The following is a 15,680-nucleotide window of genomic DNA, read 5'->3' on the forward strand; positions in this document are numbered from 1 at the left end:
AAGTTCCTCTACTGCGCCGCTGGCCCCCGCTAACACCAATGCACCCGGGCGCCGGGGGCGCAGTGCCATTTCACCCAGAATTCCGAGAGGGCTCACGCTGTCATGGCGAAGATCCTGAAGTTCGACGAGGACGCCCGTCGCGCCCTTGAGCGCGGCGTCAACAAGCTGGCCGACACGGTGAAGGTGACGATCGGCCCCAAGGGCCGCAACGTCGTCATCGACAAGAAGTTCGGCGCCCCGACCATCACCAACGACGGCGTGACCATCGCCCGCGAGGTGGAGCTGGAGGACCCGTACGAGAACCTGGGTGCCCAGCTGGTGAAGGAGGTGGCGACCAAGACCAACGACATCGCGGGTGACGGCACCACCACCGCCACCGTGCTGGCCCAGGCACTCGTCCGCGAGGGCCTGAAGAACGTCGCCGCCGGTGCCTCCCCGGCCTCCCTGAAGAAGGGCATCGACGCGGCCGTCGCCGCCGTCTCCGAGGAGCTGCTGGCGACCGCCCGCCCGATCAACGACAAGGCGGACATCGCCGCCGTGGCCGCGCTGTCCGCCCAGGACCAGCAGGTCGGCGACCTGATCGCCGAGGCGATGGACAAGGTCGGCAAGGACGGTGTCATCACCGTCGAGGAGTCCAACACCTTCGGCCTGGAGCTGGACTTCACCGAGGGCATGGCCTTCGACAAGGGCTACCTGTCGCCGTACTTCGTGACGGACCAGGAGCGCATGGAGGCGGTCCTGGAGGACCCCTACATCCTGATCAACCAGGGCAAGGTCTCCTCCATCGCGGAGCTGCTTCCGCTGCTGGAGAAGATCATCCAGTCCAACGCCTCCAAGCCGCTGCTGATCATCGCCGAGGACGTCGAGGGCGAGGCCCTGTCGACCCTGGTCGTCAACAAGATCCGCGGCACCTTCAACGCCACCGCGGTGAAGGCCCCCGGCTTCGGTGACCGCCGCAAGGCGATGCTCCAGGACATGGCCGTCCTGACCGGCGCGACCGTCATCTCCGAGGAGGTCGGCCTCAAGCTCGACCAGGTCGGCCTGGACGTGCTCGGCTCCGCCCGCCGGATCACCGTCACCAAGGACGACACGACCATCGTCGACGGCTCGGGTGACAAGTCCGAGGTCCAGGGCCGCATCGCCCAGATCAAGGCCGAGATCGACAACACCGACTCCGACTGGGACCGCGAGAAGCTCCAGGAGCGCCTCGCCAAGCTGGCCGGCGGCGTGTGCGTGATCAAGGTCGGCGCCGCTACCGAGGTGGAGCTGAAGGAGAAGAAGCACCGCCTGGAGGACGCCATCTCCGCGACCCGCGCCGCGGTCGAGGAAGGCATCGTCTCCGGTGGCGGTTCCGCCCTGGTCCACGCCGTCAAGGTCCTTGAGGGCAACCTCGGCAAGACCGGCGACGAGGCCACCGGCGTCGCCGTGGTCCGCAAGGCCGCCGTCGAGCCGCTGCGCTGGATCGCCGAGAACGCCGGCCTGGAGGGTTACGTCATCACCTCCAAGGTCGCCGAGCTGGAGAAGGGCCAGGGCTTCAACGCCGCCACCGGCGAGTACGGCGACCTGGTCAAGGCCGGCGTCATCGACCCGGTCAAGGTCACCCGCTCCGCCCTGGAGAACGCCGCCTCCATCGCCTCCCTCCTCCTGACGACCGAGACCCTGGTCGTCGAGAAGAAGGAAGAGGAGGAGCCGGCGGCGGGCGGCCACCACGGCCACTCGCACTGACGCACGGCGAACTGACGGCCGTACGACCATCTGAGTGACGTACGGGAATGTCAGAGGCCCGGCACCCTGAGCCCCAGGGTGCCGGGCCTCGCCGTGTGCCGCGCTCCAGCTTCAGCGCCTCGCCGAACTGCTGCTGGAGCTGCGCTCTGCCGCCTACTCCTCGCCCCGCCCGGCGGCCTGCCCCCTGAACCCCTGGGGCGGAATGTCACAGAGGGTCATCACGCGCGGATTCCGCAGTCAACGGCGGCAGCGGCGGCAGTGGGTTTCGTCACCGAGGGGCCGGAAGAGCATGGGCTGTACGTGAGGGCCTTCGCACTCGCGGGCGCGGGTCAGGCGGGGGGAGAGCCGGGGGCCGGGAGATGCGGAGGTGGCCGTGGCCGGTTCGGGGGCGGGGACGGGGGGCGGGTCGCTCAGGAGGTGGCGCAGCAGGCCGCCGGGGCGATGGACGGGCGTGCCGTCGTCGGGCAGGCCGCGCAGGATGTGGCTGCGGATGGCGGTGGGCGGATGCCCGGCGGCGAGCCAGCGGGCGGTGAGTCCGGCCAGCTCGGTGTGCATGGCGGCGGGGATGTGACGGAGGTCGGGGGAGAGGCGGGGGTAGGTGGCGGTGAGGGCGCGGGCTTGTTCGAGCAGCTCCGGGTCTTCGGGGGCCGCTGGGGCCGCTGGGGCCTCGGGGGGTTTGGGGGGTTGGTTGGGGGTGTTCTCGGGGGTGTCCGTATCTGGATAGCGGTCGGCGGGCGGGGTGGTCGGTCCACCGACGGCCGGATTCCGGGGACCCGGCGCGGGAACCGGTTGTGTGGTGGTGCCTACGGGGATCCGGGCGAGGATCTTGGCGGCTTCGGCGGCGTTCAAAGGGACGCTGGAGACGAGCTGTTGGGTGACCCAGCGGCCACCGGGACCTTGGAGCCGCCGCTCGTGCACGAAGCCCTCGTCCTTGAGCTGCCGTTTGGCGCGGGTGAAGGCGCAGGCGCCGATGTTGGCGCGTTCGGCGGTACGGGAGAGGGGTTCGCGGGTGCCCTCGGGGAGGGAGAGCTGCCAGGTGAGGAGCCGGACGGCGTCGGAGGACAGACGGGGGTGGCGGATGATGTCGTGGGAGAGCTGGGTGTAGGCGCGCGGGGGCGCGATATGGTGCCGGTAAATCACGGTGGAAGTCGACTTTCCATTAGTGGTTCAGGCCCTCGCGATCGGTTGCAGCCGATGCGGGGGCCGTTTTTGTTGGCGGTCTGGGGCGACCGTACCGCACACAGAGTGTTGGGGTGGGTGCGTTGAGTGAAGGTGGTCGTTCCGGAGCGTTCGCGGTCCGGCCGGCAGGGGCGCGGGGGCCGTACCCGGGCCCGGAACGCAGGAACCCCGCTCGGTATCGCGCCCACCCCCTCGGCACTGGCGAGTGACCGAGGCATACGCGGCACCGTTCGAGGGCCCTCGTGCCTGGTCAGCTTCCTCGCTCGCCTGTTCAACTCCCTGGTATTCCGCTTCCGTTGGAATGGTTCCAGACCTGTTGAGAGTACGCACTTCGCGGCCAAGGTATGAGTAGGTAGTCACACAGAGCGCGCGGACAAGCGACATGTACGGAGTGGACGGCATGGCGACGGAGCGGCGGACGGTAGGGAAGATCAGGGAAGCCGAGGATGCGCGCGACGCCCTCGGCGTAGCCCTGCGACGGGCGGGTATCCAGCTTCCCGCGATGGACGTTCGTCCCCCGTTGAGTGTCGATGGCGCCGGGTAGGCCCTGGTGACCCTCGGCGGCTGCTCCGACCCCCGCGGCCCTGCCGGTTGGGGTGGCGCGATGACCAGGACCAGGACGTGTGAGCACCGGCAGACCGAGAAGCGCGACGACAAGACCTACTACAGGAACTGCAAACGACAGATCTACCTGTGAAGACTCCGCCCCCTGCCTGGGATGACCTGTCAACCGGTTTTCCCACCCCCGGCAGGGCAGCGGGTATCACCCCGACCCGGTCGGATCATCCGCCCGCAACCCTTGGACAGGTCGAGCGCCGACCGGGGCGGGTCCTGCACCCACGGCCACCGTACGAAGCGATCAAGGAGGAGACTTGCAAACGAGCCTCGCAAGCACGGAGACCACCGCCCCGGCCCCATGGGGGCTGCGCCGCATGGCTCCGCTGCGCAACGGTTCTCCCTCGCCCTGGCGGTACGCGGGCATCGACGCGGCCACCCAGACCGGCCGATGGGTCGGGGAGGACGGAGCGATGACGCCCGCCGAACTCGGCAAGCACGGTACGAGCGTGAACACGTACCCGCCCACGCAGGTCGGGAAGGACGGCAAGGTGGACGGCGACTCCGGTCACGACGCGACGCAGGACTAGGGGGTAACGCCATGGACGGACGCCCGGTGCTGGTCTGCACGGAGCACGAGGACGCGACCGCTGATCTGGTCATCGCGGAACTGAACCGGCGCCGGGTGCCCGTCCTCCGCTTCGACCCGGGGCGCGACTTCCCGTCGCCCGTGGTGCTCGCCGCGCGCGTCGGGGCGGGCGGATGGGGCGGGCGGCTGACCGTCGGGGACCGTACGGCCGACCTGTCCGCCGTACGCGCCCTGTTCCACCGTCGGCCGAGCCCCTACCCGACGGGCAGCGGTGAGCAGGCGGCCCGGTTCGCCGCGCAGGAGAACCGGCGCGGCCTGGGCGGCGTGCTGGGCGCGCTGCCGGACTGCCTGTACCTGAGCCACCCGCAGGCCGTCGCGCGGGCGGAGTACAAGCCCGCTCAGTTGGACGCGGCGGCCCGGGTAGGGTTCACGGTCCCGGCCACGCTGATCACGAACGATCCGATGGAGGCCAAGGCGTTCTGCGCCGCGCAGCCGACCATTTACAAGCCGTTGCACGCGGGGGCGTACGAGGTCGATGGCGAGCCTGCCGGAATCTGGGCCGCCGTTGTCGAGGCGGGCGAGGTCGACGGCGCGGTGAGCCACAGCGCGCACCTGTTCCAAGCGCTGGTGCCCAAGGTGGCGGACGTGCGGGCTGTCGTCGTCGGCGAGCAGGTGTTCAGTGCCCGGATCACGGCGCCGCCCGGGGTCGTGGACTGGAGAGCCGAGTACCAGAGCCTCACCTATGAGCCGGTCGCCTGTCCGGAAGAGACACGGAGGGCGCTGGTGCGGTTCCTCGCCGTTTTCGGGCTGAACTTCGGCGCCTTCGACTTCGCCGTGACCGCGGACGGCGGATGGTGGTTCCTGGAGTGCAACCCCAATGGCCAGTGGGCGTGGCTCGAAGACGCGGCCGGACTGCCGATCACCACCGCAATCGCGGACCTGTTGGAGAACGGAGCGAGTCAGCATGAGTGACCCCTTGCGGTCGGAACACCTACGGGCCGACCTGGCGCGGCGCCTGTCCAAGACCGGTGTTTTGCGCAGCCCGGGCTGGGAGGCGGCCGTCCTGTCGGTGCCCCGGGAGGCGTTCCTCTCGCGCGGCTGGTTCGAGTACGAAGACGGCGGCTGGTACCGGCCCGCGGCCGGAGGCTCCGCGGATGGGCTCGCGCGGATCTATGAGGACGACACTCTCGTGACGCAGGTGGCCGGGGGCGTCTTCCCCGACCAGGTCGAGGGGCGTATCGCGGCGGCCCCCTCGTCGTCGTCCACCCTGCCGAGTCTGGTCGTGCGGATGCTCGAAGAGCTGCGGGCGGTCGAGGGGACGCGTGTTCTGGAGATCGGCACGGGTACGGGCTACTCAACGGCGCTGCTGTGCCATGTCGTCGGCGAGGACCACGTGACCACGATCGAGGTCGACGCCGAGGTGTCCGCCCGTGCCGGGATCGCACTCGCGGGCGCCGGCTACTGGCCTGCCCGCGTGGTCGGTGACGGACTGGCGGGCCACAGGGAGAACCGCCCGTACGACCGTGTGATCGCCACCTGCGGGGTGCACACGGTGCCGACCGACTGGCTCGCGCAGACCCGGCCCGGCGGTGAGGTCCTGGTCACAGTCGGCGGATGGATGCACGCTTCCGAACTCGTGCGGCTCACGGTCGCCGACGACGGCACGGCCGGCGGCCCGGTTCTCGGCGGACAGGTCTCGTTCATGCTGGCCCGCCCCCATCTTCCGCCCCCGCTGGGCATCCTGCCGAACCTCAGCGAGGGCGACGCGGTGCCCGCGAAGCTGGGCGCGGAGGTGCTCGACGACTGGACCGCCCGGTTCGTCGCGCAGTTCGCCGCACCGCGCGCACAGCGGCTCACGCTGGAACGTGAGGGCCGGACGGAACACGTCGTGATCGACGTGGACGCCGAGACATGGGCGGTCGTCTTCCAAGACGAGGGACAGTGGATGGTCCGGCAGGGCGGCGCAGTGCGGCTGTGGGACGAGATCACCGAGCGGGTCACGCAGTGGCAGGCGGACGGGCGCCCGTCCGCCGACCGTATGCGGCTGCATGTCGGCCCCGACGGGCAACGCCTCACCTGGGCGTGACCGCGAGCTGACACCCCCTGCTGCCCCGTCCGTCCGTCGTTCCCCCGTGGCGGACGGGCGGGGCTTCCTGGCGATCGTTTCGGGGCGTTGGCGGTCCGGTCGGTGGGCGCGTCGGGGTCGTACCTGGGCGTGGAACGCAGGAACCCCGCCCGGTATCGCGCGACCGGACGGGGCTCCACGGGAACGAACGGAATCAGCTGAGATCGGCATGGCGGGCGAACGTCACCAGCCCGGCGAACGCTTCGGGGGAGAGTATGAGGACAGGGCCGTCAGCGCGCTTGCTGTCCCGGACGGGGACGACGCCGGAGGGGCCGTACCCGAGGGCACACTCGACGCATTCACCGCCGTTGGGGCCGCTGTAACTCGATTTCACCCACTCCATAGCATGGGGGGTAGGAAGACTCATTGTTGGTACTCCTCAAGAAGTTCTCGGATGCGGGTCAGGGACTCAGCGCGGCCCAGGGCTTCCACTCTCAGCCGATCGTAGGTCTCTGCGGCGGCAGCCGTGATCTTGGGCGTGTCCTGGGGGCGACCGCCGTGCGGACCCTCCGCATGCAGAACGGTAGGGGCGTTGTTGAACCCCAGCAACGTAAACGGTGCGTCGGTGGTCGGAACCACCCTGTACGGCATGAACTGAAGCGTCCCGTTCGGGCGTTCAGCGTCCTCAAGAAGGCGCCTCAACTGCCTTTCCATGACACGCACCCCTCCTATTTGAACCCGCAGGCAGGCTTCATGCAGGACCACCCAGAGAACGGGCGGGGGTGGGTCGATGCGGTCAAGGATCTCGCGTCGCGCGACTCGCTCCGAAACCATCTTCTCAATCTTGGCGGAGGAGAAACGCGAGGGTCCCATCTGGTAGAGCGCCCGTGCGTACTCCGGCGTCTGAAGCAGTCCCATCACGTACAACGTTGAGTAGGTGAAGATCTTCGACGCCTTGCGCTCGTGTTGTAGGTACGGCACGAACCAGGATGGGTGATCCCCCTCAACAGCCGTTTGCCGCTGCCGCGCCATCATCGTGCCGGTTCCGAAGGCCAAGTCGCATCCTTCAGCGAACCGCTCACTGGGCGTGAGCCTCGCGCGCTCCACCTTGGACACGTAGGCCGCTGAGTATCCGACCGCTCTGCCTAGCCCCGTCAGGGTCAACTTCCTTGAGGTACGCATCTCCCGAACATCGATCCCGAAGATTTCAAGCGGACTCAAAATCTCCGACCCCTTCTCACCGGCCACGCTGTGACCTCCTAATACTGCCCCTATGGAGCCTCGAACTTCGATGCGGGCTTTGAGTATTGGCGCTCAATCGACTCAACCCTAGGGCTAGTTGTGCTCCTCTGGTCACGCACCGAAACCGATAGGTGACGAAGAGGTACGGCATGACCAGCAAGCGCGACGACGTGACCGACGTGGATACCCGCCCACGGGTGTCGGCCCCCTCGGAGCTTTCTGCCGCCGACGCGCAGGGGGTGGCCCCGTGAACCGCGCGTTCAGGCCGTCACCCAGGAGCGGTCAAGTGTCGTCTAGTGGACGGGAGTTGGGGACATGGTGAAGCGCGTGAATCTGGTCTTCGGTCGGCTGTCGCGGCTGTTACTGCCGCCGTCCGGGCGTCGTCGTGCGCGCCTGCCGCTCAGGTGGCGGGCGGCGGGTGCCGTGGTCGGTCCCGTGTGCGTGGACGTGTCCACGCCCCTGGCGATGCCGGGGGGTGCGATGTGGTCTCGCTGAGCAAACAACCCCGCCCCCGGGTCTGCGGCGCCACCGCGTTGATGCCGGTCGATCTGATCGCGGTCATGTTCGCGTCGGTCCACGACTCCAGTACCCCCGGCAATGTGCGGCCGGTGCTGCGCTGCCTGCTCCAGGAGCATTCCGTTGGCCGTCACCACGATCTCGTGTGGGAGCTGGACGATGCGAGCGAGGGCGAGGTGTGGGCCCAGTGGGCGGACGGCCACCGCCCCGACGCCTTCCGGATCGTGCCCGACTGCAACACCCTGTCCGGTCCGACCCCGAAGGACGAGGCGTGCATCCTGTACGCCGGTCATCCGGGGTGCCACACCTGGCAGTACACCGACCCCGAGCACGAAGCCATCGAAAACAGCCCGGAGTTCCAACGGGCCCTCTCCACCGTCCTCAAGGCCGCTGTCAGCAGCGCTCCGGAGCCTCCCGGGGGCGACGATGGCTGAACCGTTCGCGGACGAGCGCTGGTCGCCGGACCACATGACGATGCCGCACAGGGGCGGGACGGTGGTGCTCATCTCCCGCTGCCCCTGCCACCAGCAAAACAGGGAGGGCGCGCGGTGAACGTCGGCACCTGGCCTGAGCCGGGCAAGTCGCGCATGACCATCGAGACGTACCTGGTCCGCTCGGACGGTGAGCGCGTCGACCGTACGCGGGAGCGGACCTACCGAGCCGTACCCGGCCCGCTGCCTCTCGACTCCCTCCGCTGGCCTCCCTGCTGCTGCCCGCGCTGCCGGAGCGGCGACGGACCGCCCGGCGTTTGGTAGCCCGTGAGCGCCCCTCCGTGGGCAGCCGGTCGCCGTGGAACTGCCAGGTGTCACCGTGGTTCACCACCTGGCCGGGGTGCCCCTTCAGCTCCGGCAGATAGAGCCCCCCGGGCACGGCGATCAGCACATCGCACTCATTGATCCTGCCGGAGGCCGCGGTGAACTGGAACGTCGCCCACGCCCGGTGCGGTTCGGTCTTCGGCATCAGTCCCGGAGGCGATCCAGCCCCTCCTGTTCCCACCGGAACCCGGATCGCCGCGGCTGGAACCAGCGCTCTCGTCGATTGGGGCCGTCGATTGGGCAGCGGCGGACACCGGGCACCTCCGGGACGCGGCAGCGGTGAGAGGAAGGACGAGCGCGCGGGCGCTCGGACCTCCTCCGATGACAGGACCGAAGTCCTGGTCGGCCCCTCTGCCAGTCGGCCTTACCGCGGCCCGTACTTCCGCCCCGTCCGTGACGAGATCCCCCCGAGCATCCCCCGCGGCACCACCTTCGCCACCCCCATCAGCGCCTTGTAGCGCGGGTCCGGGATGGACAGGGACTTGCCGCGGGCGAGGTCGGTGAGGCCCTCGGCGACCACCTTGTCGGCGTCCAGCCACATCCAGCCGGGGATGTTGTCGGTGCCCATCCCGGCCCGTTCATGGAACTCGGTGCGGACGAAACCGGGGCACAGCGCCATCAGCCGTACGCCGGTGCCCGCGAGGTCGCGCGCCGCGCCCTGGGTGAACTGGACGACCCACGCCTTGGAGGCGCCGTACGTGCCGCGGGGTACGAAAGCGGCCACCGACGCGACATTCACCACCCCGCCCCGGCCCCGCGCGCGCATCGACTCCGCCGCCGCCGAGGTCAGCCGGAGCACCGCCTCGCAGTGCACCTTCATCATGCGCAGCTCGTCGGCCATCGATACGTCGAGATAGCGGCCCTTGTGGCCGAAGCCGGCGTTGTTCACCAGCAGGTCCACGGCGTTCTTGCGGTCGGCGAGCCGGGTGGCGACCGCCTCGATGCCGGTGTCCTCGGCGAGGTCGGCGCGCAGCACCTCCGCCTCGATGCCGTGCCGGTCGTGCAGTTCGGTCGCCTGCTCGTGCAGCCGCTCGGCGTCGCGCGCCACCAGGACCAGGTCATGCCCGTCGGCGGCCAGCCGGCGGGCGAACGCGGCACCGATGCCCGCCGTCGATCCCGTAATCAGAGCCGTTGTCATGGCCCAACATTAGTGACCCGCGCCACTTGGCGCGGACCTCGGGAGGCCGTTCACCGGGCACCGCAGATGTGGATGACCGGTGTGGCGTCAAGAGCTGTATTTCGCCAGGTACGTGTCCATCGCCGCCACCGCCTCGGGGTGCAGCGTCTCCCGCGCGGGCAGCAGCTCCGGCAGCAGCTCCCGGCGGGTGGTCACCGCGAGGAACTGCATGGCGACCGTCACCCCGTGGTCCGGCCGGCGCACGATCTCCACCGGGTCACCCGCGCGGATCTCGCCCGGCTCGATCACCCGCAGATACGCCCCCGGCGCCGCCCGCTCGGTGAACCGTTTCACCCAGCGCTCCTCACCCAGATGGCCCTGGAAGGTCCGGCACGGCACCCGCCCGCTGGTCACCTCCAGCACCACCCCTGCCCCGATCCGCCACCGCTCACCGATCAGTGCGCCGGAGACATCGAGGCCCTCGGTGGTGAGGTTCTCGCCGAACACGCCGTCGGGCAGCTCCCGGCCCAGCTCGCGCTGCCAGGCGTCGAGTTCCTCGCGCGCCACCGCGTACACCGCCTGGTCGTCGCCGCCGTGGTGGCGCAGCGAGGCGATGGCGTCCCCGGCCAGCCCGCTCCCGCCGATCCCCTTGGGCCCCGGCGCCGCCACCCGCACCGGACCCCGCACCGGCCGCTTGTCGATCCCGGTCACCCCCTCGGGATGGTCGGTGTACGGCACGGCACGCGCCCGGCCCACATTCACAGACAGAAGCCTCATGACAGGAACGGTAAGCCGATCATCCCCAAAGGTGCGACGCCATATTCGCCGCGCTCCCCAAGGTCCGCTTATGCTCGAAGGGTGATCGAGGCCCGCCATCTCCGTGTCCTGCGTGCTGTCGCCACCACCGGTTCCTTCTCGGCGGCGGGGCGCGAGCTGGGCTGCACCCAGCCCGCCGTCAGCCAGCAGATGAAGGCCCTGGAGGCGTCCGTCGGCACCCCGCTGCTGATCCGGAGCGGACGTGAGATGCGGCTGACCCAGGCGGGGGAGGCCCTGGTCCGGCATGCCGCCGGGATCCTCTCGGGGCTCACGGCCGCCGAGGAGGAGGTCGCCGCCATCGCCGGGCTGCGCGCCGGACGGGTCCGGCTGGTCTCCTTCCCCAGCGGCAGCTCCACCCTGGTCCCCACCGCCCTGGCCGCCCTGCGCGCCGCCCACCCCGGCACCCGGGTCTTTCTGGAGGAGGCCGAACCGCCGCGCTCGGTGGAACTCCTCAGGGACGGCGACTGCGACCTCGCCCTCGCCTTCCGCTACGAAGGCGCGGCGGGCGCCGATGACGCGGGGGACACAGGGGACACAGGGGAATGGCACGACCTGGTCGTACGGCCCCTGCTGCGCGACCGGCTGGTGGCCCTCGTACCCGAGCGGCACCGGCTGGCCCGCGCCGCGTCCGTCGCCATCGGTGAACTCGCCGGTGAGCCGTGGATCGCCGGCTGCCCGCGCTGCCGGGGCCAGCTGATCGAGGTGTGCGAGGGCGCGGGGTTCACCCCCCGCATCGACTTCGCCACCGACGACTACCCGGCGGTGGTCGGCCTGGTCGGCGCCGGACTCGGCGTGGCCGTCCTGCCCCAGCTCGCCGTGGAGTCGGTACGACCGCGCGGCGCGCGCACCGTCACCCTGGAACCGCCGGTCCGGCGCGAGATCGTCGCCCTGACCCTGCCCGATCTGGCCCAGGTCCCGGCGGTCGCGGCGACCCTGGACGAACTGGAACGGGCGGCGGCCCGGGCCGTCGCGGCGACCCCATAGCCGCGGCGGGACCGGCCGGAGGCGTACGTACATAAGGGCACGTCTAGGCGTGCCCGGCGTGAAGAAACGTTACTTCAGTTGTGCGGGGCGGGATGGCCGCCGTTGGCCGTCGCGGTCGCCGGTACCAGCCGGTTGCGCGCCCGTCCCATCAGCTCTTCGCGCTCGTCCTCGGTGAGCCCGCCCCACACGCCGTACGGCTCACGCACCGCCAGTGCGTGCGCCGCGCACTCCGCGCGGACCGGGCACCTCATGCAGACCTCCTTGGCCGAGTTCTCACGAGCGCTCCGTGCCGCACCGCGCTCGCCCTCCGGATGGAAGAAGAGCGAGCTGTCCACCCCGCGGCAGGCAGCCAGCAGCTGCCAGTCCCACAGGTCCGCGTTCGGTCCGGGAAGGCGGGAGAAATCTGCCATTACGTGACCCCTTGCAGCCGTTCTGAGCGGATACGGTGCCCGCGACCGTACAACTACGATCTAAGGAGATGAAAATATGACCACATAAGAATCTAGCCTCAGACACCAGTAAAAGGGAAGAAAATAGGCCAAATGGGGCATAGCTTGTGACGAAACCTTGAGGGTCCGTTGTGCATATCAACACCGTGTCCGTCCCCTCACGTAGAGTGCCGGAGACGGCGTACGGCCCCGTAACTCTTTCGAGTGACCGTCGTTGAGAGTGCGGTGGCGGTTGAGAACACATGCGCTCGGGCAAGCGTCCGAGACGGTCGACCGCACAGGTGACGATACGTACCAGCCTGGAGGCTCAAGGTGACGCGCATCAGCTGCGGAGGGCGGCTATGACTTCCGTCCTCGTCTGCGACGACTCCCCGCTTGCCCGAGAAGCGCTGCGGCGCGCGGTTGCGACCGTGCCCGGCGTCGAACGTGTGACGACGGCGGCCAACGGCGAGGAAGTCCTCCGCCGCTGGGGTGCCGATCGCTCGGACCTGATTCTGATGGACGTACGCATGCCCGGACTGGGCGGCGTCGAGACCGTACGGCGGCTGCTGTCCGCCGACCCAGGAGCGCGCATCATCATGCTCACCGTCGCCGAGGATCTCGACGGAGTGGCCCTCGCGGTCGCCGCCGGGGCCCGCGGCTATCTGCACAAGGACGCCTCGCGCGCCGAACTGCGGGCCACGGTGACACAGGCGCTCGCCGACCCCACATGGCGGCTGGCCCCGCGCCGGCTGCGCTCCGCCGAGATGGGCGCCGCGCCGACGCTCACCGCACGCGAGATCCAGGTGCTGGAGGGCATGAGTCACGGCCGCTCCAACGCCGAGATCGGCCGTGAGCTGTTCCTCTCCGAGGACACGGTCAAGACGCACGCGCGCCGGCTGTTCAAGAAGCTCGGCGCGTCCGACCGGGCCCACGCGGTGGCGCTCGGATTCCGGTGGGGGCTGGTCCGCTAGGCCCGGTCGGCCCGGGCCCTCACCAAGGGCCCGTGGACCCGCTGTCTGGTGCAGGCCCGCAGTACAGGGGCCTGCCGGGCGCCCGCCGGTCGAGGGAGCGCGCGCGTCGCCGCCCGGACCGTGAACGTCGTGAGAGCCCCGTCTGCCGGGTGGCGGACGGGGGCGGTTCGGCGGTCCTGCGGACGCCCGCTGCTCGTTTCGCCGCGGATGCCGCATCCTTGAGGTGTGGAGTTCCTCGCGGACGAGTCGGTCGAGCGGAAGGGGAGGGCGCAGGGGATGAGTTCCGGCGCACCTGCTCATAACGCTTCGGTGCACAACCCCCAAGGCGGTGCCATGGAGGCGACAGCGCCAAGGCACCATGGTCCGATGCGCGACGACGAGGCGGGCACTGCCCATGGGGCGATCGGTGCGCTCGTCCATCGTGCCGTCGACGGGGACGAGCAGGCCACACACGACCTGCTCGCCCATGTCCACCCCCTCGCGCTGCGCTACTGCCGCACCCGGCTGTCCCGGCTACCGGGCGACGCGCGGCACTTCGTCGAGGATCTGGCGCAGGAGGTCTGCGTCGCCGTCCTGCTCGCCCTGCCGCGCTACCGCGACACGGGCCGCCCCTTCGAGGCGTTCGTCTTCGCCATCGCCGCGCACAAGGTCGCCGACCTCCAGCGCGCCGCGATGCGTCACCCCGGCTCCACGGCCGTCCCGTCCGACGAGATGCCCGAGCGGCCCGACGACTCCCTCGGCCCCGAGGAGCGCGCCCTGCTCAGCAGCGACGCCGAATGGGCCAAGAAGCTGCTGGCCAACCTTCCCGAGAACCAGCGCGAGCTGCTGCTGCTGCGGATCGCCGTGGGCCTGACCGCGGAGGAGACGGGCCAGATGTTGGGAATGTCACCGGGCGCGGTCCGGGTGGCCCAGCACCGGGCGCTGAGCAGACTGCGGGCGCTCGCCGAGCAGTAGGCGGCCTGGTTCCCCAAGGCCACTGGGCAGCCGTTCTGTACCTGGGCTGCCCTGTCTTCCGTACGAACATACGAAGCCGTTCGGCCCGCTGAACCGTGGAATGAGGTGCCTCCGCTTCCCGTTAGCATGGACATCCGCACCGAGCAAGGCCATATGGGGAAGGTGTCATGACTGCCAACGTCGACGGAGTGCCCGGGAAATTCGCGACACTCGGGCTGACCTACGACGACGTGCTGCTGCTGCCGGGCCCGTCGGACATGGCTCCCGACGAGATCGACACCGCCTCGTACGTCTCCAAGAACGTGCGGGTCAACATCCCGCTGCTGTCCGCCGCCATGGACAAGGTCACCGAATCGCGCATGGCGATCGCGATGGCCCGCCAGGGCGGCGTCGGCGTTCTGCACCGCAATCTGTCCATCGAGGACCAGGCCAACCAGGTCGACCTGGTCAAGCGGTCCGAGTCCGGCATGGTGACCGACCCGATCACCATCCACCCGGACGCCACGCTCGCCGAGGCCGACGCCCTGTGCGCCAAGTTCCGCATCAGCGGCGTCCCGGTCACCGACGGTGACAAGAAGCTGCTGGGCATCGTCACCAACCGCGACATGGCCTTCGAGACCGAGCGCACCCGCCGGGTGCGCGAGGTCATGACGCCCATGCCGCTGGTCACCGGCAAGGTGGGCATCTCCGGCGTGGAGGCCATGGAGCTGCTGCGCCGCCACAAGATCGAGAAGCTGCCGCTGGTGGACGCCGGTGGTGTCCTCAAGGGCCTGATCACGGTCAAGGACTTCGTCAAGGCCGAGAAGTACCCCAACGCCGCGAAGGACGCCGAGGGGCGGCTGCTGGTCGGCGCCGCGGTCGGCGTCGCCGGTGACTCCTTCGAGCGGGCCCAGGCACTGATCGAGGCGGGCGCCGACTTCATCGTCGTGGACACCGCCCACGGCCACTCCCGGCTGGTCGGCGACATGGTCGCCAAGATCAAGTCCAACTCCTCCAGTTCCTCCGGCATCGACGTCATCGGCGGCAATGTCGCCACCCGCGACGGCGCCCAGGCCCTGATCGACTCCGGGGTGGACGGCATCAAGGTGGGCGTGGGCCCCGGCTCGATCTGTACGACCCGCGTGGTCGCCGGCGTCGGCGTCCCGCAGGTCACCGCCATCTACGAGGCGGCCCTCGCCGCCAAGGCGGCCGGCGTCCCGGTGATCGGCGACGGCGGCCTCCAGTACTCCGGCGACATCGCGAAGGCCCTGGTCGCGGGCGCCGACACGGTCATGCTGGGCTCGCTGCTCGCGGGCTGCGAGGAGTCGCCGGGCGAGCTGCTGTTCATCAACGGCAAGCAGTTCAAGTCGTACCGCGGCATGGGTTCGCTGGGCGCCATGCAGACCCGCGGCGAGCGCAAGTCCTTCTCCAAGGACCGCTACTTCCAGGAGGGCGTCGCCTCCGACGAGCAGCTGGTCCCCGAGGGCATCGAGGGCCAGGTGCCCTACCGCGGCCCGCTCGCCTCCGTGGTCCACCAGCTGGTCGGCGGGCTGCGCCAGTCGATGTTCTACGTCGGCGGCCGGACCGTGCCCGACCTCCAGGAGGGGGGCCGGTTCGTCCGGATCACCTCCGCGGGCCTCAAGGAGAGCCACCCGCACGACATCCAGATGACGGTCGAGGCGCCGAACTACAGCCGGGGCAAGTAGTCCGCACGGCGTGCCGAGGGCGGCTCCGGAGACTCC

At 69.9% G+C, this 15,680-nt stretch carries 15 protein-coding genes; 9 read left to right on the top strand and 6 right to left on the bottom strand.

The genetic code is table 11. The annotated features are described in order from the left end of the window. Nucleotides 1-102: 102 nt before the first annotated feature. The gene (gene groL / locus ACFRFC_RS26095; RefSeq protein ID WP_382680414.1) at nucleotides 103-1,725 is read left to right on the top strand and encodes a chaperonin GroEL; all 1,623 of its coding nucleotides are present in this window, start codon (nucleotides 103-105) and stop codon (nucleotides 1,723-1,725) included. Between the two features lie 237 nt (nucleotides 1,726-1,962). Here groL and ACFRFC_RS26100 read toward each other — a convergent pair whose 3' ends face one another. Then, nucleotides 1,963-2,865 (bottom strand): hypothetical protein, encoded by a 903-nt coding sequence (locus ACFRFC_RS26100; protein WP_382680415.1) that lies wholly within the window; start codon nucleotides 2,863-2,865, stop codon nucleotides 1,963-1,965. Between the two features lie 911 nt (nucleotides 2,866-3,776). Here ACFRFC_RS26100 and tgmA point away from each other — a divergent pair. The 3 genes from tgmA to tgmC are packed head-to-tail and all read left to right on the top strand — an operon-like array spanning nucleotide 3,777 to nucleotide 6,134. Then, nucleotides 3,777-4,049, top strand: a complete 273-nt coding sequence (tgmA, locus tag ACFRFC_RS26105) for a putative ATP-grasp-modified RiPP (RefSeq protein WP_382680416.1) — start codon at nucleotides 3,777-3,779, stop codon at nucleotides 4,047-4,049. Nucleotides 4,050-4,060: 11 nt separating this feature from the next. After that, nucleotides 4,061-5,020, top strand: coding sequence for an ATP-grasp ribosomal peptide maturase (tgmB, locus tag ACFRFC_RS26110; RefSeq protein ID WP_382680417.1), 960 nt, complete (start codon nucleotides 4,061-4,063; stop codon nucleotides 5,018-5,020). Then, nucleotides 5,013-6,134, top strand: a complete 1,122-nt coding sequence (tgmC, locus tag ACFRFC_RS26115; RefSeq protein ID WP_382680418.1) for an ATP-grasp peptide maturase system methyltransferase — start codon at nucleotides 5,013-5,015, stop codon at nucleotides 6,132-6,134. The genes tgmB and tgmC overlap by 8 nt, the downstream gene beginning before the upstream one ends. Nucleotides 6,135-6,327: 193 nt before the next feature. Here tgmC and ACFRFC_RS26120 read toward each other — a convergent pair whose 3' ends face one another. Both ACFRFC_RS26120 and ACFRFC_RS26125 read right to left on the bottom strand, forming a co-directional pair. Continuing rightward, nucleotides 6,328-6,540 (bottom strand): DUF397 domain-containing protein, encoded by a 213-nt coding sequence (locus ACFRFC_RS26120; protein WP_383112656.1) that lies wholly within the window; start codon nucleotides 6,538-6,540, stop codon nucleotides 6,328-6,330. After that, complete coding sequence (locus ACFRFC_RS26125) at nucleotides 6,537-7,361, bottom strand: Scr1 family TA system antitoxin-like transcriptional regulator (protein WP_382680420.1); 825 nt, start codon at nucleotides 7,359-7,361, stop codon at nucleotides 6,537-6,539. The genes ACFRFC_RS26120 and ACFRFC_RS26125 overlap by 4 nt, the downstream gene beginning before the upstream one ends. A 476-nt stretch (nucleotides 7,362-7,837) precedes the next feature. Between ACFRFC_RS26125 and ACFRFC_RS26130 the strand changes: the two genes are divergently transcribed. Continuing rightward, the gene (locus tag ACFRFC_RS26130) at nucleotides 7,838-8,305 is read left to right on the top strand and encodes a hypothetical protein (protein ID WP_382680421.1); all 468 of its coding nucleotides are present in this window, start codon (nucleotides 7,838-7,840) and stop codon (nucleotides 8,303-8,305) included. A gap of 745 nt (nucleotides 8,306-9,050) precedes the next feature. On the opposite strand, the gene ACFRFC_RS26135 is transcribed toward ACFRFC_RS26130, so the two are convergent. Then, nucleotides 9,051-9,824, bottom strand: coding sequence for an SDR family NAD(P)-dependent oxidoreductase (locus ACFRFC_RS26135; RefSeq protein ID WP_382680422.1), 774 nt, complete (start codon nucleotides 9,822-9,824; stop codon nucleotides 9,051-9,053). 87 nt (nucleotides 9,825-9,911) lie between these two features. Further along, nucleotides 9,912-10,580, bottom strand: coding sequence for an MOSC domain-containing protein (locus ACFRFC_RS26140; protein ID WP_382680423.1), 669 nt, complete (start codon nucleotides 10,578-10,580; stop codon nucleotides 9,912-9,914). 81 nt (nucleotides 10,581-10,661) lie between these two features. Here ACFRFC_RS26140 and ACFRFC_RS26145 point away from each other — a divergent pair, with 81 nt between their 5' ends. After that, nucleotides 10,662-11,603 (top strand): LysR family transcriptional regulator, encoded by a 942-nt coding sequence (locus tag ACFRFC_RS26145; protein WP_382680424.1) that lies wholly within the window; start codon nucleotides 10,662-10,664, stop codon nucleotides 11,601-11,603. A 74-nt stretch (nucleotides 11,604-11,677) separates the two neighbouring features. Here ACFRFC_RS26145 and ACFRFC_RS26150 read toward each other — a convergent pair whose 3' ends face one another. Further along, nucleotides 11,678-12,013, bottom strand: coding sequence for a WhiB family transcriptional regulator (locus ACFRFC_RS26150; RefSeq protein WP_382680425.1), 336 nt, complete (start codon nucleotides 12,011-12,013; stop codon nucleotides 11,678-11,680). A 380-nt stretch (nucleotides 12,014-12,393) separates the two neighbouring features. Between ACFRFC_RS26150 and ACFRFC_RS26155 the strand changes: the two genes are divergently transcribed. From ACFRFC_RS26155 to guaB, 3 genes are all read left to right on the top strand, one after another. Continuing rightward, nucleotides 12,394-13,005 (top strand): response regulator transcription factor, encoded by a 612-nt coding sequence (locus ACFRFC_RS26155; RefSeq protein ID WP_003948568.1) that lies wholly within the window; start codon nucleotides 12,394-12,396, stop codon nucleotides 13,003-13,005. A gap of 366 nt (nucleotides 13,006-13,371) precedes the next feature. Next, entirely contained in the window at nucleotides 13,372-13,959 is a 588-nt protein-coding gene (locus ACFRFC_RS26160) for a sigma-70 family RNA polymerase sigma factor (protein ID WP_382680426.1), read from the top strand. Nucleotides 13,960-14,126: 167 nt separating this feature from the next. Beyond that, complete coding sequence (gene guaB, locus ACFRFC_RS26165) at nucleotides 14,127-15,644, top strand: IMP dehydrogenase (RefSeq protein WP_382680427.1); 1,518 nt, start codon at nucleotides 14,127-14,129, stop codon at nucleotides 15,642-15,644. Nucleotides 15,645-15,680: the final 36 nt, after the last annotated feature.

It is taken from the genome of Streptomyces sp. NPDC056734 (assembly GCF_042790455.1).
Taxonomy (GTDB): domain Bacteria; phylum Actinomycetota; class Actinomycetes; order Streptomycetales; family Streptomycetaceae; genus Streptomyces.